Source organism: Leptospira paudalimensis, assembly GCF_026151345.1.
Classification (GTDB): Bacteria; Spirochaetota; Leptospiria; order Leptospirales; family Leptospiraceae; genus Leptospira_A; species Leptospira_A paudalimensis.
Map to the genome: position 1 here is coordinate 1471493 of NZ_JAMQPR010000001.1, position 26952 is coordinate 1498444.

31 protein-coding genes and 1 tRNA gene are annotated in these 26952 nt (G+C 38.7%); 17 read left to right on the forward strand and 15 right to left on the reverse strand.

Going from position 1 to position 26952, the window contains the following annotated elements; all coding sequences use genetic code 11:
• The first annotated feature begins 2 nt into the window (after positions 1 to 2).
• The 15 genes from ND855_RS06875 to gshAB all read left to right on the forward strand — a co-directional run bounded on the left by ND855_RS06875 (position 3) and on the right by gshAB (position 14224).
• Positions 3 to 1130, forward strand: a complete 1128-nt coding sequence (locus ND855_RS06875; protein WP_265357726.1) for a PP2C family protein-serine/threonine phosphatase — start codon at positions 3 to 5, stop codon at positions 1128 to 1130.
• Entirely contained in the window at positions 1127 to 1984 is an 858-nt protein-coding gene (locus ND855_RS06880) for a phosphoribosylaminoimidazolesuccinocarboxamide synthase (RefSeq protein WP_265357727.1), read from the forward strand. The genes ND855_RS06875 and ND855_RS06880 overlap by 4 nt, the downstream gene beginning before the upstream one ends.
• Complete coding sequence (gene purS, locus ND855_RS06885; protein WP_135592245.1) at positions 1966 to 2214, forward strand: phosphoribosylformylglycinamidine synthase subunit PurS; 249 nt, start codon at positions 1966 to 1968, stop codon at positions 2212 to 2214. Before ND855_RS06880 ends, purS begins: the two co-directional genes overlap by 19 nt.
• On the forward strand, positions 2211 to 2858 hold the full coding sequence (gene purQ, locus ND855_RS06890) for a phosphoribosylformylglycinamidine synthase subunit PurQ (RefSeq protein WP_265357728.1): 648 nt from the start codon (positions 2211 to 2213) through the stop codon (positions 2856 to 2858). Before purS ends, purQ begins: the two co-directional genes overlap by 4 nt.
• A gap of 54 nt (positions 2859 to 2912) precedes the next feature.
• Positions 2913 to 4196, forward strand: coding sequence for a sugar phosphate nucleotidyltransferase (locus ND855_RS06895; protein WP_265357729.1), 1284 nt, complete (start codon positions 2913 to 2915; stop codon positions 4194 to 4196).
• A 117-nt stretch (positions 4197 to 4313) separates the two neighbouring features.
• Positions 4314 to 5552 carry an EAL domain-containing protein gene (locus tag ND855_RS06900; RefSeq protein ID WP_108958639.1) on the forward strand — a complete coding sequence of 413 codons (1239 nt, stop codon included), beginning with the start codon at positions 4314 to 4316 and terminating at the stop codon, positions 5550 to 5552.
• A 93-nt stretch (positions 5553 to 5645) separates the two neighbouring features.
• Positions 5646 to 6398 carry a Fe-S cluster assembly ATPase SufC gene (gene sufC, locus ND855_RS06905; RefSeq protein ID WP_108958640.1) on the forward strand — a complete coding sequence of 251 codons (753 nt, stop codon included), beginning with the start codon at positions 5646 to 5648 and terminating at the stop codon, positions 6396 to 6398.
• Positions 6395 to 7558 carry a SufB/SufD family protein gene (locus ND855_RS06910; RefSeq protein WP_265357730.1) on the forward strand — a complete coding sequence of 388 codons (1164 nt, stop codon included), beginning with the start codon at positions 6395 to 6397 and terminating at the stop codon, positions 7556 to 7558. The genes sufC and ND855_RS06910 overlap by 4 nt, the downstream gene beginning before the upstream one ends.
• Entirely contained in the window at positions 7558 to 7872 is a 315-nt protein-coding gene (locus tag ND855_RS06915; RefSeq protein WP_265359354.1) for a Rieske (2Fe-2S) protein, read from the forward strand. The genes ND855_RS06910 and ND855_RS06915 overlap by 1 nt, the downstream gene beginning before the upstream one ends.
• Complete coding sequence (locus tag ND855_RS06920) at positions 7869 to 9113, forward strand: cysteine desulfurase (RefSeq protein ID WP_265357731.1); 1245 nt, start codon at positions 7869 to 7871, stop codon at positions 9111 to 9113. Before ND855_RS06915 ends, ND855_RS06920 begins: the two co-directional genes overlap by 4 nt.
• Positions 9097 to 9534, forward strand: coding sequence for an iron-sulfur cluster assembly scaffold protein (locus ND855_RS06925; RefSeq protein WP_265357732.1), 438 nt, complete (start codon positions 9097 to 9099; stop codon positions 9532 to 9534). Before ND855_RS06920 ends, ND855_RS06925 begins: the two co-directional genes overlap by 17 nt.
• On the forward strand, positions 9518 to 9841 hold the full coding sequence (locus tag ND855_RS06930) for a metal-sulfur cluster assembly factor (RefSeq protein WP_135604126.1): 324 nt from the start codon (positions 9518 to 9520) through the stop codon (positions 9839 to 9841). The genes ND855_RS06925 and ND855_RS06930 overlap by 17 nt, the downstream gene beginning before the upstream one ends.
• Complete coding sequence (ggt, locus tag ND855_RS06935; protein ID WP_265357733.1) at positions 9838 to 11610, forward strand: gamma-glutamyltransferase; 1773 nt, start codon at positions 9838 to 9840, stop codon at positions 11608 to 11610. The genes ND855_RS06930 and ggt overlap by 4 nt, the downstream gene beginning before the upstream one ends.
• A gap of 3 nt (positions 11611 to 11613) precedes the next feature.
• On the forward strand, positions 11614 to 13215 hold the full coding sequence (gene gshA, locus ND855_RS06940) for a glutamate--cysteine ligase (protein WP_265357734.1): 1602 nt from the start codon (positions 11614 to 11616) through the stop codon (positions 13213 to 13215).
• A 1-nt stretch (position 13216) separates the two neighbouring features.
• On the forward strand, positions 13217 to 14224 hold the full coding sequence (gene gshAB, locus ND855_RS06945) for a bifunctional glutamate--cysteine ligase GshA/glutathione synthetase GshB (RefSeq protein ID WP_265357735.1): 1008 nt from the start codon (positions 13217 to 13219) through the stop codon (positions 14222 to 14224).
• Here the strand turns inward: gshAB and ND855_RS06950 are convergent.
• From ND855_RS06950 to serA, 13 genes are all read right to left on the reverse strand, one after another.
• Positions 14217 to 14459: a glutathione S-transferase N-terminal domain-containing protein gene (locus tag ND855_RS06950; RefSeq protein ID WP_265357736.1), complete on the reverse strand. Its 243-nt coding sequence runs from the start codon at positions 14457 to 14459 to the stop codon at positions 14217 to 14219. The two genes, gshAB and ND855_RS06950, sit on opposite strands and share 8 nt — an antisense overlap.
• A gap of 4 nt (positions 14460 to 14463) precedes the next feature.
• Positions 14464 to 14772: a Grx4 family monothiol glutaredoxin gene (gene grxD / locus ND855_RS06955; RefSeq protein WP_015678202.1), complete on the reverse strand. Its 309-nt coding sequence runs from the start codon at positions 14770 to 14772 to the stop codon at positions 14464 to 14466.
• 2 nt (positions 14773 to 14774) lie between these two features.
• Positions 14775 to 14999, reverse strand: coding sequence for a BolA/IbaG family iron-sulfur metabolism protein (locus ND855_RS06960; protein ID WP_100727861.1), 225 nt, complete (start codon positions 14997 to 14999; stop codon positions 14775 to 14777).
• A gap of 1 nt (position 15000) precedes the next feature.
• The gene (locus ND855_RS06965) at positions 15001 to 15672 is read right to left on the reverse strand and encodes a glutathione S-transferase family protein (protein WP_265357737.1); all 672 of its coding nucleotides are present in this window, start codon (positions 15670 to 15672) and stop codon (positions 15001 to 15003) included.
• A gap of 13 nt (positions 15673 to 15685) precedes the next feature.
• Positions 15686 to 15970 carry a BolA family protein gene (locus ND855_RS06970; protein ID WP_265357738.1) on the reverse strand — a complete coding sequence of 95 codons (285 nt, stop codon included), beginning with the start codon at positions 15968 to 15970 and terminating at the stop codon, positions 15686 to 15688.
• Positions 15954 to 16724, reverse strand: a complete 771-nt coding sequence (locus tag ND855_RS06975; RefSeq protein WP_265357739.1) for an ABC transporter permease — start codon at positions 16722 to 16724, stop codon at positions 15954 to 15956. The genes ND855_RS06970 and ND855_RS06975 overlap by 17 nt, the downstream gene beginning before the upstream one ends.
• A 2-nt stretch (positions 16725 to 16726) precedes the next feature.
• Positions 16727 to 17644, reverse strand: a complete 918-nt coding sequence (locus ND855_RS06980) for an ABC transporter ATP-binding protein (protein WP_265357740.1) — start codon at positions 17642 to 17644, stop codon at positions 16727 to 16729.
• The gene (trhO, locus tag ND855_RS06985; RefSeq protein ID WP_265357741.1) at positions 17645 to 18676 is read right to left on the reverse strand and encodes an oxygen-dependent tRNA uridine(34) hydroxylase TrhO; all 1032 of its coding nucleotides are present in this window, start codon (positions 18674 to 18676) and stop codon (positions 17645 to 17647) included.
• The gene (locus ND855_RS06990; protein ID WP_265357742.1) at positions 18673 to 20058 is read right to left on the reverse strand and encodes a dihydrolipoyl dehydrogenase; all 1386 of its coding nucleotides are present in this window, start codon (positions 20056 to 20058) and stop codon (positions 18673 to 18675) included. The genes trhO and ND855_RS06990 overlap by 4 nt, the downstream gene beginning before the upstream one ends.
• A 101-nt stretch (positions 20059 to 20159) precedes the next feature.
• Positions 20160 to 20930: an endonuclease gene (locus tag ND855_RS06995; protein ID WP_407658702.1), complete on the reverse strand. Its 771-nt coding sequence runs from the start codon at positions 20928 to 20930 to the stop codon at positions 20160 to 20162.
• A gap of 17 nt (positions 20931 to 20947) precedes the next feature.
• The gene (locus ND855_RS07000; RefSeq protein ID WP_265357743.1) at positions 20948 to 21340 is read right to left on the reverse strand and encodes an MAPEG family protein; all 393 of its coding nucleotides are present in this window, start codon (positions 21338 to 21340) and stop codon (positions 20948 to 20950) included.
• A 45-nt stretch (positions 21341 to 21385) separates the two neighbouring features.
• Positions 21386 to 22162, reverse strand: coding sequence for an MBL fold metallo-hydrolase (locus ND855_RS07005; RefSeq protein ID WP_265357744.1), 777 nt, complete (start codon positions 22160 to 22162; stop codon positions 21386 to 21388).
• A 24-nt stretch (positions 22163 to 22186) separates the two neighbouring features.
• A complete protein-coding gene (serA, locus tag ND855_RS07010; protein WP_265357745.1) occupies positions 22187 to 23410 on the reverse strand; it encodes a phosphoglycerate dehydrogenase in 1224 nt (407 codons plus the stop codon).
• 201 nt (positions 23411 to 23611) lie between these two features.
• Between serA and ND855_RS07015 the strand changes: the two genes are divergently transcribed.
• Complete coding sequence (locus tag ND855_RS07015; protein WP_265357746.1) at positions 23612 to 24016, forward strand: hypothetical protein; 405 nt, start codon at positions 23612 to 23614, stop codon at positions 24014 to 24016.
• 123 nt (positions 24017 to 24139) lie between these two features.
• Here the strand turns inward: ND855_RS07015 and lysS are convergent, their stop codons facing one another.
• On the reverse strand, positions 24140 to 25624 hold the full coding sequence (lysS, locus tag ND855_RS07020) for a lysine--tRNA ligase (protein ID WP_265359356.1): 1485 nt from the start codon (positions 25622 to 25624) through the stop codon (positions 24140 to 24142).
• A gap of 10 nt (positions 25625 to 25634) precedes the next feature.
• Positions 25635 to 26273: a hypothetical protein gene (locus ND855_RS07025; RefSeq protein WP_265357747.1), complete on the reverse strand. Its 639-nt coding sequence runs from the start codon at positions 26271 to 26273 to the stop codon at positions 25635 to 25637.
• A gap of 105 nt (positions 26274 to 26378) precedes the next feature.
• Between ND855_RS07025 and ND855_RS07030 the strand changes: the two genes are divergently transcribed.
• Positions 26379 to 26460: transfer RNA gene (locus ND855_RS07030), tRNA-Leu, on the forward strand.
• Positions 26461 to 26952 lie beyond the last annotated feature (492 nt).

Below are 26952 nucleotides of genomic sequence, written 5' to 3' on the forward strand. Positions count from 1 at the left end.
AAATGGAAACAAAAGAGTCACAACATACTATTCTCATTGTTGATGATGTTCCTGAAAATGTGGAACTTCTCAAATACCTTTTATCCCAAGAAGGTTTTAAGACATATACAGCCTATTCAGCAGAAGAAGCACGTTTGGTTTTACTCAATACTCGCATTGATACTTTATTATTAGATGTCAATATGCCAGAACAGGATGGCTTTTCCTTTTGTCGTGAACTTCGGGAGATGGATCAGTTTAAACTTTTGCCCATTCTTTTTATCACTTCTATCGATCGTGAAGTTGGATTCCAGGAAGCCATGAAAAATGGTGGTGATGATTTTATAAATAAACCTTTCAATAAACGAGAGTTAGTTGCAAAAATTCATTCTGTGATCCGTTTGAAAGATTTACAGGACGAACTTTACCAACAAAAAAGTAGATACGAAAAAGAACTGCAAACGGCAAGGCGTGTGCAAGACCAACTGATCCCGGAAAAAAGTTTTATTTGGAACGGAATCAAAGCCCAGACACTTTTCCATCCATATTTACAAATTGGTGGGGATTTTGTCGATACTTGGATTGAAGAAAAAAAACTTCATATTGTGATTGCTGACTGTTCAGGGCATGGTCCAAGTGCAGCTCTTATTGGTGCTATGTTCAAAATGCAATTGTTCAACTTAGTTCCCAATATGGGATTGAAAGAACGTGTTTCTCACCTTCGTAAGAATATGGAACTTGTACTTCCAGAAGATTATGCTATTACTTTTTGTTATGCGATCATTGATCAAGACTTAAAACTTTCCTATATCAACGGTGGTCATCCAGCACCCATCATTTACATGGATGGTGAAACCAAATTATTAAAGGGGATGAGTCCTATGATTATGGGAATCAATATGATTACTAATGACGAAGTGCAATCGATCGCTTTAAAACAAGGATCCAAGTTTTTTATGTATACGGATGGGGCAAGTGAAGCAATGAATTCCAAAATGGAATACATCACGGAAGAGGGCATGCGTGATATTTTTCAAAAATCTGTTAGTATTGGTGGGGATATCCTTCCCACGGTTCAAAATCAAATATTAGAGTTTTGTGGAACTTCCACTCCAAATGACGATATGGCAATGGTGTGTATACAATTATGATCCCGACTCCCCATTACAAAGGAAAGGTGAGAGATGTTTATGATCTTGGCTCTGAGTTACTACTTGTAGCAACGGATCGAATTTCTGCCTTTGATGTTGTATTTTCCGAACCAGTAGAAGACAAAGGAAAGGTCCTCACTCGAATTTCCACCCAATGGTTTCGTTATTTTTCGGATATAAACAACCATCTGATCACAGATGATGTTTCCCGTTTTCCAAAACCTTATCAAGATGAACCAAACCTGATTGGTCGTTCTGTCCTTGTGAAAAAAGCAAAACGAATTGATTTTGAATGTGTGGTTCGTGGATACCTTACAGGTTCTGCTTGGAAGGAATACCTACAATTGGGAACCATTGCCGAGACAGCTTACCCCAAGGGTTTGCAAGAATCCTACCAATTTCCCACACCCATTTTCACTCCCGCGAGGAAAAATGATTCTGGCCATGATGAAAATGTCAGTGAGAGCACAATGGAAAAAGAAGTGGGTTCCGATTTATTCCAAAAAGTAAAAACGATCTCCCTCCACCTTTACGAAAAAGCCCACCAATTGATGGCAAAACAAGGGATCCTTCTTTGTGATACCAAATTTGAATTTGGCCTGATTGAGGGGGAACCAGTTCTCATCGATGAAATTTTGACACCTGACTCATCCCGGTATTGGGATGCGTCAACCTATGCCCTTGGGAAAACTCCAGCCAGTTTTGATAAACAAATCCTACGAAATTGGCTCGAATCCACCTCTTGGGATAAAAATCCACCACCCCCTAAACTCCCCGAATCCTTGATTCAGGAACTACGTAAAAAATACTTGGAATTGGAAGATAAAATCAATATATGTTTGTCGCAAAAATAAATGTCACCCTCAAAGAATCCGTCCTTGATCCCCAAGGCCAAACAGTGCTCCGTACCCTTCATGACCAAGGAAAAGGGCAAGTCCAGGACTTACGTGTGGGAAAATACATTGAACTCAAACTCAATGCCTCTTCCTTAAAAGAAGCCGAGTCCATCGCGAAGGAAATTTGTGAATCAGTCCTTGTAAACCAAGTGATTGAGACATACAAACTGGTGGTTGAATCCCAATGAAAGTTCGAGTAGTCACCTTTCCTGGTTCCAATTGTGATAAAGATGTTGGATCCGTATTACATGACTATTTCCAGGCAGATGTCAATTATACCTGGTACAAAGAATCCTTTGATGACGTTCCTGATTTGGTTGTTTTACCTGGAGGGTTTTCCTTTGGAGATTACTTACGCTGCGGTGCTATGGCAAAATTCAGTTCATCCATGGAATCGGTTGTGAAGTATGCGAACAAAGGGGGAAAGGTTCTTGGAGTTTGTAACGGGTTTCAAATCCTTACCGAATCGGGACTACTTCCTGGTGCACTTTTACACAATCGAACTTTAAAATACATATGCAAAGATGTGGAACTTGTTCCAGTACAAGAAAATGGTTTTGCAAAACATTTCCAAGGGAATCTTTCCATCCCAATTGCTCATGGAGAAGGTGCATACTTTGCTGATGCAGAAACTTTAGAACGATTAGAAAAAAATGGACAAGTTGTGTTTCGTTACAGGGAAAACCCAAATGGATCCTTACATGACATCGCTGGGATCTGTAATGAAAAAGGAAATGTATTAGGAATGATGCCTCATCCTGAAAGAGCAATGAATCCTTTTACTGGAAAAATGGACGGCAAACAAATCTTAGAAGCTCTATTAAAAAATTAGAATCTTTCGTTTCCTTTTCTTGCTTTTTCGTCAAATACAATTATAAGGATTGGTATGCGATTCCAAGAAGACTCAATAGACTGTGTTGATTTTATTCTCAAAAAAGATGAAGTCCTCACAATTATTCTCGGTGGGGGAAAGGGAACAAGGTTACTGCCTTTAACTGAAAAACGATCAAAACCCGCCGTGAGTTTTGGTGGAAAGTATAGACTCATAGACATTCCCATCTCCAATTCCCTGAACAGTGGATTCGAAAAGATATTTATCCTAACACAGTTTAACTCGTATTCGTTGAACCGCCATATTAACAGAACGTATGCCACTAACAATATCCACCAAAAAAGTTTTGTAGAAATCATTGCTGCGGAACAAACCGTATCAAGTGCCAATTGGTTCGAAGGTACTGCCGATGCCGTAAGAAAGGTATTACCTTACATTCGAGAACAAAAACCAAAGTATGTCCTCATCCTTTCTGGTGACCAACTTTACAATATGGACCTTGCGGATTTTATGCAGAGCCATTTGATGGATCCGGAAACCCAAATTTCTGTGGCAACCAATGCAATCCCGGAAGACCAAATTTATGGGCTGGGCATTGTCAAAGCCGGGGTTGGTGGTACCATCCAGGAATTCATTGAAAAACCGCAGGACCTTTCTCAGGTAGAATCTTGCCGTACGGAAAACGGTGCCTTCCTTGCAAACATGGGAATTTATATCTTCAACACATCCACGTTAATCGATGTATTGGAAGACCGTAATATGGCAGATTTTGGTAAGGAAATTTTACCAAAGGCGATAAAAGAACGAAAAGTAAAAGCGTATACTTACGACGGTTATTGGGAGGACATCGGAACCATCAAAGCATTCTATGAAGCCAATTTGATGTTAACCGATCATATCCCTAAATTCAATTTGTATTTAGAGAAAACCCCGATTTATACAAGGGCGAGGGCACTTCCACCGTCAAAGATCAATCAGGCGGTGGTAAACCAGGCCCTCATTTCGGAAGGTACCATCCTTAACCAATGTGAGGTGCACAGATCCATCATTGGGGTGAGGCAGCTCATTGCTTCTGGGACAAAAATCTACGATTCCATCATTATGGGTCTTGACCATTACGGGTACTTTGATCGTAAATCAGGAAAAATCCCTATTGGGATTGGACCTAACTGTGAAATACGACGGACAATTGTCGATAAGGATTGTGCGATCGGTGCCAACGTTCGGCTGTTAAACGAACAAAACTTACAAGAGTACGAAGATGATTACATCCGGATCCGTGATGGGATCATCGTAGTCCCAAGGCACTCTGCCATCCCGGATGGGTATTCTATTTGAGTCAAAAATGACACAAATATGGATTTAGTTTGCCTAAAATAGGTCTAAATGGTTCCAAAAATGTGGAATTTTTCTTGCCAGTTTTGAACTTAGTTCTAAGTTGGAAGAAAGGGAACCATGTTCACAACGGAATCAACGGAAGGAAACCAGTTTTGGAACGAGACATACTTTGTCCCACATTTCCAACCCATCGTCAATGCCATCAATCGCTCCATTTCAGCCTACGAAGTCCTCGGCCGCCAGTTCAACCCAGAAGAGAACACCTACCATTCTTTAGGTGGGCTTTTCCATAACCGAGAACATGACCCAGTTCCGATTTACAATATTGACAGGATTTTGCGAGAGAAGGCGGTCCAAACCCTAAAGGAAAGTAACCTTCGCACGAAACTATTCTTCAATATGATGCCCAATTTCCTCTCTCGGGTGCACCATACTGATTTATTTGCAGAAAATTTCCATATCATCCAACTCATCGAAAAGTATGGGATTGATCGTAACCAGGTGGTGATTGAAATCACGGAAGACGAATTTGATGGTTCGATCGAAAGGCTCATTCAAATTGTCCAAATTTTCAGGGATTATGGGTTAAAAATTGCCATCGATGATTTGGGGACTGGTTTTTCCAATTTAGAACGCATTGGGTATTTGCACCCCGACATCATGAAAGTGGACATCCGCATCATGAGGGAAAGTTTAAATAAAAACTCTTTCAAACAAGTTCTCGGAGCCATCTCAGAGATGTCCCAGAAATTAGGAAGCCAACTCCTATTTGAAGGGATTGAAACAGAGGAAGAGGTGAACCTTGCCCTTTCCATGGGTGCCAATCTCCTCCAAGGGTTTTATTTTTCAACTCCGAACCCACATTTTCTCAACCGCAATACGTTCTCCGACAAGATGAAAACTGTCCTCGAAAACTTTTCCAGTGTTCGTTCTCGTGAACTTCGGGAAAAGGGAATCCGAGAACAAAAGATCATCGACCAATTACAAGACTTGTTTTATGAACTCTCTGATTCGAGTGAAGAAGATTTCCCCTACCGGTTTGGACAAATCCTTGGTTCCCTTCCACGAGAGATTTTAAAGGTATTTGTCTGTGACGGGGAAGGATACCAAATCACACCAACCTATGATTTGGATCGGATGAATGGTGGGTATTTGGAACGGTCTAGGCAAATTGGAAACAACTACGCTTGGAAACCTTATTTTTTGAAACACAAAGAGGAATCGGAGCGGTTTCGCAAAAAATGGGGAGTGACATACCCTCTTTATGACATCAACAACCAGAATCAGTATGTTATCTTTACCTTTTCTCTCATGGCAGGGAAGATCCTTGTGGCACAGGTGAGTTGGTCGGAATAGAATCTTGTTTTTTTTGAGTGGTCGATTTTCCTGGTAGTAGGGATTCGTCTATAATATAGAATCATTCTAAATATAAAAAAACAGGATACCACCTTGTCCGCAATTCTCGAAATCAAATCTCTACATGCCAATGTCGGAGACAAACAGATCCTCCGAGGGGTCAATTTAACCATCGGAGCAGGAGAAGTCCATGCCATCATGGGGCCCAATGGTTCCGGGAAAAGTACCCTTTCCAATGTGATCCTCGGCCATCCAAAATACAATGTTACTTCAGGGGACATCCTCTTTCGAGGAGAATCGATCTTAAAACTTTCTACAGACGAAAGGGCAAGATTAGGTTTATTTTTATCGTTCCAATACCCAACAGCACTTCCAGGTGTCACCATCGGGAATTTTTTAAAATCCATTTTAAAAGCACATCGGGGAAAAGAACTCCCTGTCAAAGAATTCAAACAAGAATTAAAAACTGCAATGGATCTTTTGGAAGTCCCTCAGTCGTTTATCGGACGTTATGTGAACGATGGATTCTCTGGTGGAGAGAAAAAACGAGCTGAAATTTTACAGATGAGTTTACTAAAACCTGTGTTATCGATTTTAGATGAAACTGATTCTGGCTTAGATATCGATGCCCTTAGAATTGTATCTGAAGGGATCAATGCAAACAGAAATCCAGAGAGATCGATTTTACTCATCACACATTACCAAAGGATGTTGAACTACATTGTGCCTGATTTTGTCCATGTGTTTGCTGATGGAAGGATATTGGAAACAGGTGGAAAAGACCTATCACTCAAATTAGAAGAAGTAGGTTATGATTGGATATTGGAGAGAGAAGGGGTCAAATGAATTCCTTACTCAATAAACAACAGTTTACCATCGATCCAAAAAAGCGAAATCAGTTTTGTCGTTCTCTCATACAAACTTGGGAAACATTATCTCTTCCCACTGAAAAAGAGGAATCCTATCGTAAATTTCCGATCAGTGCTCTAGATTGGAAGGAACTGGGATTTGACCCCCAAGAGAAAAAGACAAAGATTGAGGATTCCTCAAATTCCGTTGAAAAGGATTTGGTGAGTGAAACGATCCTTGATGAAATTTTCGCATTGATACAACAATACTTACCAAAGGATTATTTTAGTTATCTCTCTGTTTTACAATCACCAGGCATTGAGTTTTTCATTTGTGAAGATGGCTTAGTAACTCCAATTGATTCATCATTAGGTGATGAACCAAAATTTTCATTCCGAATTTTTTATGTTCCCAAAGGGAAATTTTCACAAATCCATTTAAAAACACAATCAAACCACAAGTCAGATTCACTCCATTTGCAAACAGGAATTGACGTTTTTATTTCAGACAAAGATTCACAAGTTGAGATTTTGGATGAAGAGAATTATGATGAAGACTTAGTCCAATTTCGAACTGTGCTTTTACTATCTAAAGATAATACATCAGTCAAATACCATCATTTTCCATTTGGTGGATTCCGTTCTAAATTATTATTACACTCTCATTTATTAGGCAAAGGTGCAGAAGTGACTGTGGATGGGGTTTCTGCTTTAGGGAAGAGAAACTTAAAGGATTTGGATATGGAAATGCACCACCATGCAGACCATACTACAAGTAAAATTACTTATAAGGCTATCGTGACTGATCGTTCCCATCATGTATTTACAGGAAATCTGATCATTCCACCTAACTTAAAAAAGGTAGTGGCTCACCAGGAATCATTTAATCTTTCTTTAAACAAAAAAGCTAGAGCAGAAGCAAATCCAAAATTGGAAGTACTCGCAGAAGATGTTTCTTGTACCCATGGGGCCACCGTTGGTGACATTGATGAAGAACAATACTTTTATTTATTATCGAGAGGATTGACTCCTGAAGAATCTAAATCACTACTTGTGACTGCCTTTTATGGAGAGACCATACATTCAATTGGATTTCAAGAGGATGTAAAACTGGATTTGGAATCTTCCATTCATACCATTCTCGTGGGAGGGAAATGATGGCTTTTAAAAAATTAGTTTCCATTGGGGAAATTGAAGAAGGTAAGTTAACTGTCATCAAAACCCGACATTTTTCCGTTGTGATCACAAAATGGGAAAACGAATACTATGCCTTTGAAGATTCTTGTACTCACGATGGTGAAGAAATTTCCTGCGGAAAGTTGGAAGGTTGTGTCATCACATGCCCTCGCCATTTTGCAAAATTTGATATCAGAAATGGGAGTGTTTTGGCTCTCCCAGCCACAGAACCACTCACTATATTCCCGACGAAGGTGAATGGAGAAGACTTAGAAGTGGATTTGGAGTCTGTATGAGTTTGGACCCTTACCAACTTCGAAAAGATTTTCCGATCCTTTCTCAGGCAATGCCGAACGGGAAACCTCTTGTTTACTTAGACAATGGAGCAACTTCGCAAAAACCGCTCAGTGTCATTCAGGCAACAAATGACTATTATGTGAAAGAAAATGCAAACATCCATCGGGGTGTGTATTATCTTTCCCAACATGCCACTGAACTTTTTGAACGAACAAGGATCAAAACATCCCATTTTTTCCAAGCACAATGTGCAAAGGCTATTATTTTCACCCGGGGAACAACAGATGCCATCAATTTAGTGGCACAAACTTATGGACGGGTCAATGTCTCTGAAGGGGATGAGATTGTTTTATCTGTCCAAGAACACCATTCCAATTTAGTTCCTTGGCAAATGTTGGCTCGTGAAAAAAAAGCATTTTTAAAATTCATTCCAATCCTACCTGATACAACCTACGACTTATCAAAGTTAAGTGAAATCATCACTAAACGAACAAAAATTGTGGCAATTAGTCAAATGTCAAATGTGACTGGAACAGTTCATGATCTACGAAAGATCATTGATCGGGCAAGGCAAGTTGGCGCCAAAGTACTCGTTGATGGTGCGCAGGCGGCTTGTCATATGCCCATTCACTTAGTGGATTTAGATGTGGATTTTTATGCTTTTTCTGCCCACAAGATGCTTGGTCCTACTGGAGTTGGTGTACTGTTTGGGAAAGAAGAAATTTTAGAAGCCATGCCACCTTGGTTAGGTGGGGGTGATATGATTGAGTCTGTGGAATTGGAAAGTTCTACTTACGCAGCACTTCCTGCTAAATTAGAAGCAGGTACTCCAAACATAGCTGGTGTGATTGGTTTTTCTCATGCCTTGGATTATTTACAAAAAGTAGGAATGCAAAATATCAAAAACCACGAACGGATGTTAACCGAATATGCTTTGGAACGGTTTCAAAAGATTGGTGGTCTTACCCTTTACGGCACAGAGGATTTGGACAAACGTGGTGGTGTTATTTCCTTCACCTTGGAAGGAATCCACCCACATGACGTTGGGTCCATCTTAGATGAAGAAGGAGTGGCCATCCGTGTGGGACACCACTGTTGCCAACCTCTCATGAAACAGCTGCAAATCCCTGGAACCTGTCGGGCATCGTTTTATTTTTATAATACAAAAGAAGACATTGATGTTCTCATAAAATCCATTGAGAAGGTAAAATCAATATTTGGTCGTGTCGTCAGAAAATAATACATACCAAGATTTTCTAAAATGGAAATCCTATGCTCTGTGGCAGAAACCAAAGGAAACTGTTTTAGAAGTTTCGTCATTGAATCCCTTATGTGGGGATGAAGTGAAATTGTATTACCGAGAAGAAGGTAAGGATAGTATCAGAATTTTAGGTGTATCTGGTGAATCCTGTTCGATTTGTTCGGCTTCTATTGGTTTTTTATTCAAACACCAAACTGAATTGCAAAAAGATAAGTTCCTTTCTTACTTGAGTGAACGTAAAAATTTTTTAGAGGGAGATGAAACTTCCTTGTTTGGAGATTTAGAAGAGATAACATTCTTTCGGAATGTGAAAACTCACCCAAGTCGTTATCGTTGTGCCCTTTTGCCCTGGCAAACTCTATTAAAAATCATTGAGGTAAACCATGATCCGAGATCCTGAAACAGAAAAAGAGTGGGAAGTTTATCATAGTATTCGATCTGTCGAAGACCCTGAGATTGGCATTTCTCTTGTTGAACTTGGATTGATTTATGATGTAAAAGTGGAAGGGGAAAAAGCAGAAGTCACAATGACATATACTTCTCTTGCATGCCCAGCTGGTCCACAAATGAAACAAGACATTGAAAATCATGCACTACGCGTGGAAGGAATTTCAGAAGTGGTTGTACATGTTGTCTGGAACCCAAAATGGGAACCAAGATCTATGGCAAGTGAAGAAGCGAAAATGCAAATGGGGATATTCGATTGAGTTTATTTTTTGGCAAAAAGAGATTCTATCTCTTTCTGTTCTGCGGAGTTTTATCCTTAGGTAGCTGTGAAACGATCCAAACGTTTTTAGATACCAAAGAGAAAACCGATGAGTTATCTTCTTCCTTGCCTCAGATCCAAGGTGCCTCACTTAAAAGAGATCGTTATGAATTGATTGGTCGTGAGTTTATGATAGCAACCGACCATCCTCTTGCTTCCCAAGCTGGGGTTGAAGTATGGAAACAAGGTGGAAATGTTGTGGATGTTTTTGCTGCCGCAAGTTTTGCCATCTCCGTTTTAAGACCACAATCGACTGGGTTACTTGGCGGCGGATTTGCAATTGTATACCTACCCAAAAAAGGGAAATGGGCCTATGATTTCCGAGAACGTTCTCCAAAGAAAGGAATTGCTTCTTTTTATACAAAATCTGATGGATCTGCCGATATTGAAAAAATTAGCAAAGGTCCATTTAGTGCCGGAGTTCCTGGAAATGTTCAAGGAATTCTGAAAATCCAAAAACAACATGGAAAACTTCCCATCACAGATGTACTCGCACCTGCTATGCGTTATGCGAAAAATGGTTTTGCCGTGTATGGAGATTTAGCCAATGTAATCGCTAAAGTTTGGCCAAATATGAATCCATCGATGCAAAAGGTTTTTGGGATAGACAACCGTCCCATTCGGGAAGGGGAACTTTTGGTTCAAACTGATTTGTTCCAAACGTTAAGCCGGATTGCTGAAAATGAAGAGAAAGAATGGATCGATGGTGAAACAACAAGGTTAGTCACTGAATATTACAAAGAATTCGATGGATTCATCAGTGAAGAAGATTGGAAAGAATACCAAGTCAAACAGCTGGAACCGTTGAGTAGTTCTGTTTGGGGATACCAAATGTTGACTATGCCCCCTCCTAGTTCTGGTGTACATTTGGTTACATTGATGTTATTAAAAACGGAGATGGCAAAACGCCAATCCTTTCCCAAAGGCCAAGTGGGAGAAATGATTCAAATCACGGAAGCAATGCGTGTTGCCTACAGAGACAGAGCTGAGTTAGGTGGAGATCCAAATTTTACAGAAGTGCCTGTTACGAAACTAATCTCCTTACCTTATATCCAAGAAGAAGTGAATGAAATCGAAAAAAAGGTAGTGTCTGGAAATTGGAAAACCATTCAAAAACCGGTTGAACCAAAGGATTCTTATAATACCACTCATATCTCTGTGATGGACAAGGAAGGGAATGCCGTTTCTTCCACACAATCCATCAATGGAATTTTTGGTGCCATCCAAATGGTTCCTGGAACTGGTCTTGTTTTGAATAATACGATGGATGATTTTTCCATTGCACCTGGAGTTCCAAATCTATATGGACTTGTTGGTTCGAAAGCAAATGCGATAAGCCCAGGAAAAACACCTCTTTCGAGTATGAGCCCAACCATTCTAATGGAACCAAATGGAAATACAAAGTTAGTCATTGGTGCTCCAGGTGGGTCTCAAATTCCAACCTCCATTTTTAACACTTTGTATCATTATTTGATTCAAAAACGAAACTTATATGAAAGTGTTTCTTTTCCACGCATCCACCACCAATACCAACCTGATACATTATTTTTGGATCCTGAATTAAAAGGAACGTTTCCTGAAACGGAACTTCTCTTTTACCAAGTCCAATATGGTAGGCACCGTGCGAAAGTATTTGTTGTGTCAAAAGAAGGAGAAAAACTCATAGGTGTTTCTGACCCGAAAGGGGAAGGTGTTCCATTAGGTTTTTAGTCGATGAAAGCAAAATTATTAAAATCAAAACAGAAAAATTCAACTGTTTCCCTTTTTTCAAAGGAATACAAAGATTGTCTACTCAGTGCCAAACATGGTTTAGAAAGAGAAAGTGTGCGAGTAGATGAAAAAGCATTTTTTTCACAATCACCTCATCCAAAATCGTTAGGTTCTAGTTTAACTCATCCTCTCATTAAAACCGATTTTGCAGAGGCTCAAATTGAATATGCAACTAACATACATAAAACCATTCCCGATGCCCTGAATGAACTCACTGAACTCCATGCATTTACAGCTAAAAATTTAGGAAACGAATACCTGTGGCCATTTAGTATGCCACCTGTTTTGCCTAAAGAGAATAAAATTGAAGTTGGTCAGTACGGAACTTCAAATGAAGGGCGAAAAAAAACAATTTATCGAAATGGATTGGGGCATCGATACGGAAAAAAAATGCAAACCATTTCGGGAGTCCATTACAACGTATCCTTTGATACTTGTATGTTGTCAGTAGTTTCTGAAAAAAGATTTCAAAAACCACTGACCAAAGAAACAAAATCACAAATTTATTTTGATACCATTCGTAATTTTTATCGGATTTCACCAGCACTTTTGTATTTGTTTGGATCTTCTAGTTTAACAGATTCTACATTCATTGACTCTCCGAGTGCATTCAAAAACTTACGCAAGTTAGATTCAAAAACATTAAATGCTCCATATTCCACTACTTTACGGTTATCGAATATAGGTTATACTAGTAAAGTGCAAGGCAAATACCCAATTTCCGTGAATTCCTTAAAGGAATATGCATCGGACATGTGTCAAGTTGTTTCTAAATCATACGCACCTTACAAAAAATTTAACACCAAACCAACCAATCAATTGAATGACTTTGTTTTACAATTGGAAAATGAATATTACTCACTGGTTAGGCCAAAACAAGTTCCAAAAGGTGAGGAAAGAGTTGTAGATGCACTGATGGAACGTGGAGTCGAATACCTGGAATTAAGACTTCTTGATTTGGATCCTTTTTCAGCGATTGGTGTAGAAGAAACAAGACTTTATTTCCTTCATATGGTTCTCCTATACTGTATGTTAAACGATTCTCCAAAAGCTGATGCGATTGAAATGGCAAATTGGAGAAAAAACCAAGAACTCACAACTTGGTTCGGCCGAAAACCAGAGACAAAGGTTTTTTTATTTGGAAAAGAGATTCTCCTTCGAGACATGGTACACCAACTTTTTGTCGACTTACAACCGATCGCTGACCTTTTAGATGATAATAATGCGAATGGACCTTTTAGTCGGTCTTGGGAAACACAATGGGAAAAATGGGATGATCCTTCCTTCCTTGGTGCAACCATGTCTGAGTTGGATTTGAAGATCCATAAAACGAGTTTCCGAGAATTTGGTCTGGCACTTGCCAAATCACATAAAGCTGAACTTTTACAAGTGGGTCTTTCTCCCAATCGTATCAAATATTACGAAGACCTAAGTGAACAATCGATATATGAACAGAAAAAAATCGAAACCTTAGAAGGAAGCCACCTTAAAAAAAACCAAAAACCCATACAAATTAAACCGCTAAAACTTTGTAGTGAGGTTTAACGTGACAGAACCAAAACCATTATTACCAGGTTGGGAAGACTTAGAAATATCGACTCAAATCATCATACGTGATGCAATCAGTAGAGGAATCGGAGTAGAAGTAATCGATCGTAAGGAAAATTTTTTACGTTTGGTCAAAGGCAATCATTCAGAATTTGTAAAAGAAGCTAGCAAAACACGTTTGGATAGTTTGATGACTTATTTGGTCATGGAAAATAAAATTGCTTCCAAACTAGTGTTAAGTGAAAGCCAAGTTAGAGTTCCTATTGGCAAAGATTATTCCCGAGTTGAAGACGCCTTGTTGGATTATCCGGTTTTTTTATCTAAAAAAAAAGTGATAAAACCTGTCACAACCAATTTTGGAATTGGAATTGGTATATCGAATCCAAATGATTCTTTGGAAAAATTCACTTTTTTTGTCAAACAAGCCTTTTCATTTTCGAATTCAATCATTGTTGAAGAATTTATAGAAGGTCCTGAATACCGCTTTTTAGTATTAGGTGATGAAGTGGTGGCGGTTTGTAACCGCGTTCCTGCGAATGTGGTAGGGGATGGTATTCATACCATTAAGGAACTCATTGAAACAAAAAACAAAGATCCTAGACGTGGGGAAGGTCATATCACTGCTTTAGAAAAAATCCAAATGTCAGAAACGGAAAGTTTAGTTATTTCTGATTATGGATTAACATTCGACTCGGTTCCGAAAAAAGGGGAACAAGTATTTTTAAGAAAAAATTCCAATATATCAACTGGTGGTGATTCTATCGATGTAACTGATTTGGTTCACCCAGAGTTTAAAACTATTGCTTTAAATGCAGCAAAGGCAGCTTCTGCGGTGATTTGTGGGATTGATATCATCTCCAGTGCGATTACGGAAAAACCAAATCCGGAACATTATGCGGTATTAGAAATTAATTTTAATCCTGTGTTGTACATCCATGAATTTCCATACGCAGGAACACCAAGAGCTGTTGGTGATAAAATTCTCGATTTATTAGGATTTACGTAAATTTGTTTCGAAGGTAGTCGATGATGTCGAGAGATTCATACATTTTTGTCTCTCCGTCAACAAGGAAAGGGACTTGTGAAATGCCACCTAACTTGATGACTTCGTCCCTGCCTTGTGTGCCATACCTTGCCTCTACCAAAATATAGTCCTTACCTTCTGTCAAACCTAGTGTGTGTATGGCTTGCCTAACACGGTAACAATAAGGACAGGAGTCATATTGGTAGAGACGGATCATGGGATTAACCTACTTTTTTTTTGAGTTCCCCAGATTGAGCCATTTGCACCGTGATGTCATGACCACCAACAAATTCACCATTGATATAAAGTTGAGGGATGGTTGGCCAATTGGTGTATTCTTTAATTCCTTCTCTGACTTTCATGTCGGAAAGAACATTAAAAGAACCAAATGGAATCCCTTGTTGTTTTAAGGTTGACACCACACCTGCAGAAAATCCGCATTGTGGCATTTCAGGGGTTCCTTTCATAAAAAGAAAAACCTTTTCCGATTTGATTAACGATTCAATTTTATCTTTTAACTCTTGTTCCATTATTATTCACTCCTTGTTTCCAATGCTAATGCATGGATTTCTTCTTTTAATTCTTCTTTTAAAGTAGCATACACCATACGGTGTTGTTCAATAAGACCCTTACCATTAAATCCTTTGTAAGTGACAACCGCTTTGATATGTACGCCGTCACGGTAAGGATCTAAAATTTCGACAGTACAACCTGGCAAACCCTCTTCGATTTTTTTTTGGATTTCTGGAATGGTCATCCTACAATTTTCCTCCCAACCATGAGTTGTGGGCTTTGATAAATTCAATGTATTCTTTTGGCACTTCTGGTAAAACAGAATTCTTTACTGATGGTAAAGAAAGTAGTGTATCACTCCAAATTTGAATTTTTGGAAATCCACTTACTAGATCATATTCGGCTCCCTTTGATTTTAGAAAATCCAAACGCATAAAAAAAGGTGCATAGGCAGTATCAACCAAGTGCATGGAATCACCTGCAAAGAATAACTTTCCATCTTTTGGGTTGGGTAAAACTGGTTCTAAGATTTTAAATTTCGAAAGAATTTCGTCCCTTTTTTTGTTGGATTCTGCCTCATCTTTTGACATGGTCCATAAATATTGGTCAACCAGTAAGGCACTTGCAAATTCTGCCCAAGCTCTATGTTTTGCTTTTACCAATGGGTCTTTTGGATGGAGGCTCGGAAGGTTTGTTTCATCCAAATATTCGTTAATCACCGCAGATTCAAACAACACTTCGTCTCCCACTACAAGCACCGGAACCCGACCAAAAGGTGAAATTTTTAAAAACCAATCTGGTTTATTTGCTAAATCAATGTATTTGATTTCATAATCTACTTTTTTTTCTAATAGGTTAATCACTGAGCGTTGCACATACGGACAAAGTTTGAAGCTGATGAGTGTTGGTTTTACCATACAAATTAGACTCCTAATTGGGCGAGGATAGATCCATTTCTAGAGCATGGAGGCCTTTTTTAAATTCAGGTCCGAGTAGCGAATAAACTTCTCGGTGTTGTTCCACCGTTGACTTTCCGTGGAATTTGGGTGATACCATTTTGATCCGAAAGTGGGTTTCCTTGGAATCCTTGGTCATACCAGGGTGACCCGCATGTTCCCATGATACATCGAGTACAGAAAGTTCTGTGGGAAGGAAAAACTCCTTCAAAACTTGTTCCATTCGATCTTTTCTAGTTTGTTTAGTTTCTAATTCCATAACCAATTTTCATTAACCTAACATTGAGTAAAAATAAAAGAGCACAAAGAAATAGGATAAAACTAAGAGAAAAAATTAAATTTACATCCGTTATCCCGATAAATCCATATCGGAAAAGATTCACCATATACAAAATCGGATTTAGATATGAGACGGTTTGCCAAAATTCAGGTAAATTTTTGACAGAATAAAACACACCACCTAAGTAAGTTAATGGAGTGAGGATAAAAGTGGGAATGATTGTAACATCATCAAATTTTTTTGCAAAAAGAGCATTAAAAAATCCTCCAAGTGAAAATAAAATCGATGTTAGGATGACTGTAAAAAAGATGATGATGGGATGTTGGAATTGAAGATTTGTAAAAAATAAGGAAGTGAGAGTTACCAAAATTCCGACAAAAAGACCTCGCACCACTCCACCAAACGTATAACCTAAAACAATGGTATAAGGAGATGTGGGTGATACCAAAAGTTCTTCGATATTTTTTTGGAACTTACTGGAAAAAAAGGAAGAAACAACATTGTTATAGGAATTGGTTATGACACTCATCATGATAAGTCCGGGAACAATGAATTCGATGTAAGTAAAATTTCCGATTTTGCCAATTTGTCTACCAACAAGTTCCCCAAAAATAAGGAAATAAAGTGCCATTGTGATCACGGGTGGGATTAAGGTTTGGACCCAGATTCTAATGATTCGAATCCATTCTCTTCGAACGATGGTTTTAAGTGCCGTTAAGTTTTCTTTCCACATGATTAGTTTTTTCCTGTAAGTGATAAAAACAATTCTTCTAAACGATTTGATTTATTTCTCAAACTTAAAACTTCCATCTTATGTTTTGTCAGTTCGGCAAATAAATCATTTACTGAGGTTTTTTTGTCCAATTGAACTTCTAGACTATGGTCATCTAACCAAAGCCAGTTGAAACGTTTAGAGTTTGATTTTGTTTTAAAAGATTTTTTTAAATCGATGATGAAGGTTTCTTTGTCCAATCTTTGTAAGAGTTTTTTCATCGATGTATTTTCGACAATTTCTCCCTTATCAATGATTGCTATATTTTTACAAAGGGATTCTGCTTCTTCTAGGTAATGTGTGGTAAGGATGATTGTTTTACCTTCTTTGTTGAGTTCTTTTAAAAAATCCCACATGGACCTTCTAATTTCAATGTCCACACCTGCTGTTGGCTCATCCAATATTAGTAATTTTGGATCATGAATGAGAGCTCTTGCAATCATCAACCTACGTTTCATTCCACCACTTAATGTACCGGCGGCTGATTTACGTTTGTCATAAAGTGAGAGTTTATCTAGATAGTACTTTACTTTGTCTTTGGCCTCTCTCAGTGGCATCCCATAAAAACCTGCTTGGTTGATGAGGATCTGTTCTACAGCTTCAAAAATCCCAAAGTTGAATTCTTGCGGGACAATTCCGATGAATGTTTTTGCAAGATTTGGATTTTCATCTATATCCACTCCAAAGATTTTAACTTTGCCATTGGTTTTATTCACCAAGGAACTTAAGATTCCGATGGTGGTAGACTTTCCTGCACCATTGGGTCCAAGTAGGGCAAAAAAATCTCCTGTTTCGACTTTTAAATCGATCGATCGAAGTGCTTTCACTCCGTTTTTGTATGTTTTCTCAAGTCCGTTTAATTCAATCGCAAAGGGATTCATTTATTTTCCTACTAATTTTCTTGTTAGGTGATGGGTTGGGTATTTCTGTTGTTTTCTTTGTTCTTGTCTTAGTCTTTTTTGTTCCTCTTCGGGAAGAGATACAATGTTTTTGCATTCGTCGGAACAACAACCAAGTAAAGACTCAGAACAAGATTCACATTGTACAATGAGGACATGGCATCCTATATTAGCACAGTTAGTGTGACGGTCAGATGGTTTGCCACAAGTATAACAAACGGTTAAAACATCATCAGTAATCCTTTCTCCCAATCTGTCATCAAACACAAAGTTTTTGCCTTTGAATTTTGATTGTAATCCATTGTCTTGGACAACTTTCGCATAATTGATGATTCCTCCACGTAACTGATGGACTTTTTCAAAACCTTTGTATTTTAAGTAAGCACTTGCTTTTTCACACCGGATTCCTCCAGTACAATAAAGTAAGATTTTTTTATCTTTATCATTCTCTAGAATTTTTTCGACCAAAGGTAATTCTTCTCGGAAAGTTCCGACATCTGGTAAAATTGCATTTTCGAAATGACCCACTTCTGATTCATAATTGTTTCGGAGGTCAACAACAATGACTCCTTCTTCATCCAATGCATTATGAAATTCAAGAGGTGAAAGATGGGTTCCCACATTGGAAGGATCAAATTGAGAGTCATCTAATCCGTCAGCGACAATTTTTTTTCTGACTTTGATTGCTAGTTTGATAAAACTTTCCTTTTTATCTTCCACTGCATCATTAAAATATATATTGTTAAGTTCCGGAACCGAATCGACAAAGGAACGTAATTTTTCGACATTCTCAATTGGAATTGAAAATTGTGCATTAATTCCTTCGTTTGCTAAATAAATTCTTCCTAGGATTCCTAAGTCTTCAAAAGAATCATAGAGTAAATTCCGAAATTCCAATGGATTTTCAATTTTAACATAACGATAAAATGATATGACCCGTCTTTCTCTTGTATCCAACAAAACTTTTTTCTTAAGGGTATCCTTATCAAAACGATTGAATAAAAATTTTTTCATGATTTTCCCTCTTTCATTTTTTGTTCGCGAACTTTCCGAAATGCATTCCTTGTAATTTCTGAAATGGCTGGATGGATATAAACCATTCCTAAATAGTCTTCGAGTTTAGCATTTAAAAACATTCCCATCAGTATTTGGTGGATGAGATTGGATGCTTCCTCTCCAATGATATGGGCACCAAGTACTTGTTCGGTTTCCTTTGAAACTAAAACCTTTACAAAACCTAAATTAGATAATCTTGCCATGCCTGTCGCACTGGAAGAATAGGGATTGATTCCTTTGTAATACGGGATCCCTTCCTTTATCAATGATTCCTCTGTTTTTCCCACACTTGCAATTTGTGGGTTTGTAAAAATAGCTTCAGGGATGGGAGGGTAGACAACTGGTTGGTCTTTTTTATTACCAAATAAATGTTCAAAGAGGTATTCTCCTTCAAAGTTAGCACTGTGCCGGAAAAAATACTTTCCGATCACATCGCCAAAAGCATAAACACCTGGTTCACCAGTTTGTAAGGTACCATCCACCTGGATAAAACCTTCTTCGTTAACTTGTATGTTTGTATTTTCTAAGTGTAATTCCTCTGTATTGGGTTTGATACCTGTGGCAACGAGGAGTTCATCTGCTTCGAACTGGGAAAAATTTCCCTCTTTCGTTTTTCCACTGACTTTGAATTTTTGGTTTTGGTAAGAAACCGATTCGAATTGAAAATCAGTGTGGATCGGAAAGGGTAAGTGTTTACTTAACTCGGTTTTGACATCACCATCGACATGCCGGAGGATTTCCCCTCGAGTGATCCCTGTTACTTGGCACCCGTATGCTTGGTAAGCAGCACCAAGTTCGAGTGAGATAAAACCAGCTCCGATAATGAGTAAAGATTTTGGAAATTTAGGAGGGGAGAGTGCTTCTCTAGAAGTCCAATAGGGAGTATTTTCCAATCCTTGAATGTTTGGGATTTTGGGTCTTGTGCCAGTAACAATGAATATGTGTTTTGCGGTGTAATCGTTTTCTCCATCTGTGAGAACTTTAGATGACTTAAACCAAACTTTTTTAGGGATGTAATCTATATTGGGATTTTTTTCATACGCAATTGGAATGGAATCGGAATCGGCTTTTACGGTTTGGTTCACTCTTTGGAATATGGATTCGACTGGAACCGTTGTTGGTTTTGGGAAATTGATCCCAAATCGTTCTCCTTCGTTTCGGAGTCTGATCAGCTCAGAAGGATAAATGATCATTTTGGAAGGGATACATCCTCGATTGAGGCAAGTTCCCCCTGGCGTCTCTTTTTCAAAGACAACCACTCGTTTGCCAATGAGAGAAGGAGGGGTCACAAGTTTGGTTCCAGCACCAGCTCCTACCACCAAAATGTCATATTCTTTCATAATGGTTCCAGACTCCAAAGCACCTGAATTCTGTAAATGAAGCTATCTTTGATTTGGCAAAATTAACATCCTTTCTGAAACCAAAACTTCCACTCGGTGGTTCAATTAGGAGTTTCTCCTTCGACGAAGGGATTTTTTACCTTCTGGAGTCTTTCTACGATCTCATTTTTGCGGATCTCAAAGGTATCTGGTGGGTCATTCTCGTGCCAGGTTTGGTAGAGTTTACGTTTTCCCTCCGGGATGGGAATTTGGTACCGCCATTCCATATAAAAGTAAATCCTGGCAATGTCTCCTCTGATGTCTGGTTTTGGTTCGGCAATGGATTCTTTAAAGTTCACTTCAAAATCACAAAGTCCATACTCCCTGGGTTCTCCATCCATTTCTCCAAAAGGAAAAATGCCTCGGTCAGCGTTAATTTCGCCAGGTACGGGAACGATGTTGTGGAGGTCGGCTTCGATGAGATTAAATTCAGGATCTGTTGCACCACAACACTTCCTTCCTTTTAAAAGTTTTCCACCAACTTCACAATTGGATTTGGTCCAACACTCTCTTGTTTTTCCAAAACTATAAGCAGGAACAATGTGTTCCCATTCGATGTAGGATTGTCGTTTGGAATCTTTCCTTGCTTGTAATCCACAAGAATCTTGTTTGATTCTAAAACGTCCGAGTTCCTCTTCATCTTTTTCGAACTCACATCCACAATAAAAATCCTTTCCCACTTTTGCATAAAACCGTTTTAAAACACGTTTTGCTTTTTGAAAATCGGTGATTCGGTTTTTACCACTCGTTTCTGCTTCATACGATTCAGAAAAAAGTACATAACCAAACCCAAATACCAACGTAAGTAGAAATAATATGGAAATTCGTTTCAATGGTTTATGAGAGTAACTTAATACACTAATGGTAAGATATACAATCCAATATTACAAAGAAATGCAAGTGTCCATGTGGTAGAACGTGCAAAAGAAAAATCAGCAACGTAAAGGTAAATGTATAAAAAACGTAAGGAAACAAAACTGAGTGCGAGGATTTCAGCGAAATAAAAATCTACTTCAACGATTAAATTGAGAAGGATGGCAATCGCAAATATTGGGAATGCTTCGAATCCATTTTGGTGTGCACCATAAGCTCGTCCACCCCATCCAGTGAGTTTTGATTGTTGTAACCTTGGATGGTGGTTGTCATATCCTTTCCTTTCGCGGGACATGGCAACGGCAACAACAGCTTTAGCTAAATAAATTTGAAATATGGAAACGAGGAGGCAGATGATAAGAATTGTCATTTGACTAAAAGTAAAATGTCGATTCCCTTTTGTAAAATGAAAATTTTACCAATGGTCTCTCAGTTTCCGTAAGAGTAAGAATACAGAACGATCATCTGTGACCGTTTCTCCCATTTCTGTTAGTCGGTCCTTTATGGATTTTGAATCACGTCGAAAGAATGGGCTTAATTTTTTTTCAAGTCCGATGGTTGAGACCATATGAGGAGTAAGTGTTTTTTGGAACAATTCTCTCTCTTCGTGAATGGGTTCAATATGTTTAGAAAAGGCCAGATTATTCTCCCAATAATCATGGCCTGGATACAAACGACATGAGTCAGGTAAATTGGCATAACGGTTGTTTATGGTTTCATACAAGGCATTTGGATCTCCACCACGGAAACAATTGCCCACACCTACATTGAATAATGTATCACCTGAAAAAATTCCAAGTATGATTTTAGGATTTTTATGTACAAAACTTAAATGAGAAAATGTATGACCGGGAGTGTCCCAAACTTCAATGGATTCCCCTTCCACTGAAAAACAAATTTGTCCTTCTGCTAATGTTTCGTCGAGTCCAGGGATTTTTCCTTTGGCATTTTTGTGCCCATAGATGAGACATTTGGTTTCTTCTTTTAATTCTAAATTTCCTTCTGTATGATCACCATGTTCATGTGTATTCAAAATTCCTTTTAGTTTTAGACCCATTTTTTTAATCTGTGCCAAGATGAGTGGAGCATGATAGGGATCTACAGAGTATGCTTCACCAGTTCGGTTGGAATAAATGAGATATGTGAAGTTGCAAAGGGGAGAGTTCGTAAAGATGGGAAGGATTTCAATCATTTTGATTTCATCCTTCCCTTTGGTTTAGTAAAGGATTCGAGTGCGTATCGAATGTTTGTGTGCTTTGATTTTGTCTTTTAGTTCATCACCCAAATTTTTATCGATTTCCATACTCAAGTAACCAATGTTTGCGGAGGTGCTTAAGTTTTGAGTCAGGATATTTCCTCCCATATCGGAGATAATGGAGTTAATGTCCCTTAGGAAACCTGGTTGGTTTTGGTGGATATTCAGAATTCTGTGGTAACCAGATTTTAAATTCCCCAACTCAATGTTTGGAAAGTTCACAGAAAAAGTGGTGGAACCATTATTCATGAATTTTAATAATTTTTCGGCAACTTCCGTTCCAATGTTTTTTTGCGCTTCTTCTGTAGAACCACCAATGTGCGGAGTGAGAATCACATTGGGAAGTCCTTGGAGTGGACTTACGAATGGATCATCATTTGATTTTGGTTCTTCTGGGAATACGTCAACACCAGCTCCTGCAATTTTTCCCGATTTGATTCCTTCTACAAGTGCATCAATTTCGAGAACCTTTCCACGAGATAAGTTTAAAACATAAGCCCCATTTTTGAGGAGAGGTAAGTGTTCCTTACGGAATAGGTTTTTGGTATCTTCTGTTTCGGGAACATGGAAAGAAATGAAATCAGATTGTTTCAGAAGTTCTTCATAACTATGTGCGGCAGTTGCATTACCAAGTGGGAGTTTGGAGATGATATCATAAAATACCACTCGCATTCCCATGGATTCAGCAAGGACCGATACTTGGGTTCCGATATGACCATAGCCAATGATACCGAGAGTTTTCCCTCTCACTTCAAAACAACCTTTTGCGATTTTATTCCATTTGCCAAGGTGGACATCCCTTGATTGGTCAGACGCTTTTCTTGCAAGCATGATGATTTCAGCGATAACAAGTTCTGCCACTGACCTTGTGTTACTGTATGGAGCATTAAATACAGGAACTGCTCTTTTTTCTGCTTCTTCCAATTCCACTTGGTTGGTTCCGATACAAAAACAACCGATCGTCATTAATTTTTTCGCATTCTCTAATGCTTTTTTTGTGACGTTTGTTTTGCTTCGAATACCAAGGATATGGACATCAGAGATTTTTTGGATGAGTTCGTCTTCTTCCATCGCATCTTTGATGAGAGTTACATCAAAACCATCTCGGTGGAAAAGTTCATATGCATCCTTGTGGATGTTTTCCAGAAGTAGGACTTTTATTTTTCCTTTGGGATAAGATACCATAGGAACAGGATTTTTTCCTTTGCCAAACCTTGCATCTCGAAAAAGGTTGGGTGTATCATGGAAAGAATCTTCTCACTCACCCGAATTTCCTCGATTTTCCTCCTTTTTTTGGTCCTCGTTTCCTGTTCCGGGAGTAAGGCCTTCGTCGTCACCCCAGAACCGACCTTGGAGCAACAAACCGCGATTTCCAAAGACATTTGTATGCAAAAATACCTATGGTTATTCTCAGGAAAACGCCCTTGTGTGTACTTTAAGGCAGAACGAGATAATGGCACTGGGGCAATCAATTATTTTCTTTTGTACGAAATTGGAACCTTTGATGTGGATATCCCCATTGGTGTATCATTAAAGTTGGGAGAAACTTGGTACAATTTAAAAAAGACCAATACTGATTATTCTGATACCATCATTGTCACTTCGGCACTCACACAAGACATGTTACCAAAAATTGGTGAAAACCAAAACATTACCATCAGTTACACAAATCGAAAGGAAACCATCAATTACCAATTGAATGGAGACCAAACGGCAAAATTCCAATCCAATCTCTCTAAACTCATCCGTGTGATTGAATCGGAACCAAAACTCAATATTAACAAACGTTAAGAATCAATCAGGCAATTTTTAATACCGTAAGGTTTTAGAAACCTCTCTTTCAATAAAAAACCTCTCCAAAACTTAAGTGTTTAGGAGAGGTTTTTTTATCCCTAGTGAAGATGTCTGAGGATTCTACTCTGGGCGCATCAGTGGAAATAAAATTGTATCCCGAATGGAATGTGAATCAGTGAGTAACATGACCAATCGATCAATTCCAATCCCAAGCCCACCAGTTGGCGGAAGACCATATTCGAGGGCACGGATATAATCATCATCCATCATAAAGGCTTCGTCATCTCCGGCTTCCCTTTGTTTTACTTGTTCTTCAAAACGTTCCCTTTGGTCGAAAGGATCGTTTAACTCAGTAAAGGCGTTCCCAATCTCTCTTCCAGCCACATATGGTTCAAATCTTTCCACATACTTAGGATCATCTTCTCTTGATTTTGCAAGAGGTGAGAGTTCTTTTGGAAAGTCAGTGATAAAGATAGGTTGGATGAGGTGAGGTTCTACAAGTGAACTAAACACATCATCACATACTTTCCAAATCGATACTGAATCAGAAGAATCAACTCCTTTCGATTTTGCTTTTTCAATGGCTTCTTTTACATCGGAGATTTGGCTAAAATCAATTCCCGAATAATCTTTAATGATATCAATGTATTTGACTCGTTTCCAAGGAGGAGTGAGGTCAATCTGGTCTTTGCCATAAGCAAATTTTAAACCTTTTCCAATGGATTGTGCGACGGAAACGATCATCCTTTCGGTAAGGGATAACATAGTTTCCATATCACCAAATGCCATATACGCTTCCATCATGGTAAATTCTGGATTGTGTTTTGTGGAGATCCCTTCGTTACGAAAGTTACGGTTGAGTTCAAACACTCGGTCCATTCCACCCACAATGAGTCGTTTTAAATAAAGTTCTGGTGCAATTCGAAGGAAAAGTTCCATATCAAGAGTATTGTGGTGGGTGACAAACGGTCTTGCTGCCGCACCTCCCGCAATCGGTTGCATCATAGGAGTTTCTACTTCTAAAAATCCTTCATTTGTTAAAAACTTACGAATTTCTGAGATGATGCGGGAGCGCATTTTGAATGTTTCGCGAACGTTTTCGTTAACGACAAGGTCCACATAACGCATTCTATATCGTTGTTCTACGTCGGAAAAAGCATCATACACTACACCGTCTTTTTCTTTTACAACGGGAAGTGGTCGTATACATTTTGCTAGCAATTGAACATTTGTTAAGTGAAGGGTGGTTTCTCCTTTTTGTGTTTGGAATAACCAACCTTCAATGCCAATCCAATCACCTAAGTCTAAAGACTTAAATAATGAATAATTTTCTTCGCCTAGGTCATCCCGAGTAGCATACAATTGGATGAGACCTTCTGCATCTTTTAAATGGGCAAAACTTGCTTTCCCCATAACACGTTTTGCATGCAGACGTCCACCGAGTTTGAAAGATTTTTTCTCAGATTGGCTAGGATCAAAACTAGATAATAATGTTTTGGAATCTGAATTTGGAAAAAAACGAAGTGGGTAAGGATTGATTCCTTTTGATTTTAAATCATTTATCTTTTGAATTCTTTGTTCGATGAGTTCGTTTGAATCTTTTATTTCATCCATGTTAAAGGATACCTCTGATGTAAGAATAGATATAACGTACGAATTCTACGGAAACTTCTTTCGTACCTGATTCTGATAAAAACCAATTCGAACCCGAAATTTCAGATGGAAAACTATACGCTGTGACTTTTACGGGCAAACTGGTTAATGTTTTTTTGTAAATATTCAAAACACGACGTTTTTCAAACTCTCGTGTTAGGAGTAATATTGACCCTAAATTGTCAGAAACAGCTAATTTTAATAGGTTTTTGGATGCCTCGTCTGTGTCACCCATTTTGGAAGCCGGGATAACAAGAGTCATGATTTGAGAACTTGGGATACCGTTTGAAATAAGGAATTCTTTCACTTTTTGGTCTATTTCAAAAGGTCCGACCAATTGGTTTTGTGATTTGTCTTCTTTACTAACAAGGATTAGTTTTTTGAAATCTGACTTGGAATACAAGTTTGTGAGTGCCTTTAATTGTTTTCTGTTCGGCAAAACGTCTGTGAGTTCCAATACGGCTACGTCTGATTTTTGGTATGGATCATTTGTTCCTAACCAATATGGGCTTGAAAGTAACAAACCCAAACAAAGAAAGATGGGCGAAAGAAAGCCAAGAAAGAGTAGTTTAAAGCGAAAGGTTAAATCGGAAACTTGCATACTGATGACCCCTACAACCTACTGAGAACTAAGGGCAAGTGACAAGAGAAAATTCATCTCCTTGACGAAAGAACCCGTTTTCCTAACCTGTCCACATACACACCCGCTCGGATGGTGGAATTGGTAGACACGCTACTTTGAGGTGGTAGTGCCGCAAGGTGTGGGGGTTCGAGTCCCCCTTCGAGCAGTGGTAATCACCTTACCCCACACATCAATTTCCCCAAAACTTAGAAGATTTCTCAATTCAGAAGAAAATCTCACGTTCCCAAGAAAACTAATCTCCTCTAGATAAAGCTGTGAATACTTAGGGGTAATATATCCATAACTCCTGAAGGATTGCTTCAAGACGTTGTTCCGAGCCTCAGCTCCATTGGAAGAGACACCGTCCTTAGTGACCCATCGTTCTTTAGACATGTTGTATCTTGGGTCATTACTCTTGCGAGAATGGTTGACCATTTTGTGGTTGGGTCTGTCCCATACCCATGTATAGCCTTCATCTGTATACAGGGTCACATTCTTTGGAAACTTCTCATCTAAGTCTTTCTCTAGGAAGTGTTGGTTGTTCAGAGGTATTGATTTGTAGAAGGTCATACCTCCGTTAACACCCGTTGTATGACATAAGATTCCTTTCTGTTCCCCTCCAATTGAGTTACTTAAGTAGATAGAACCCGATCCTCCC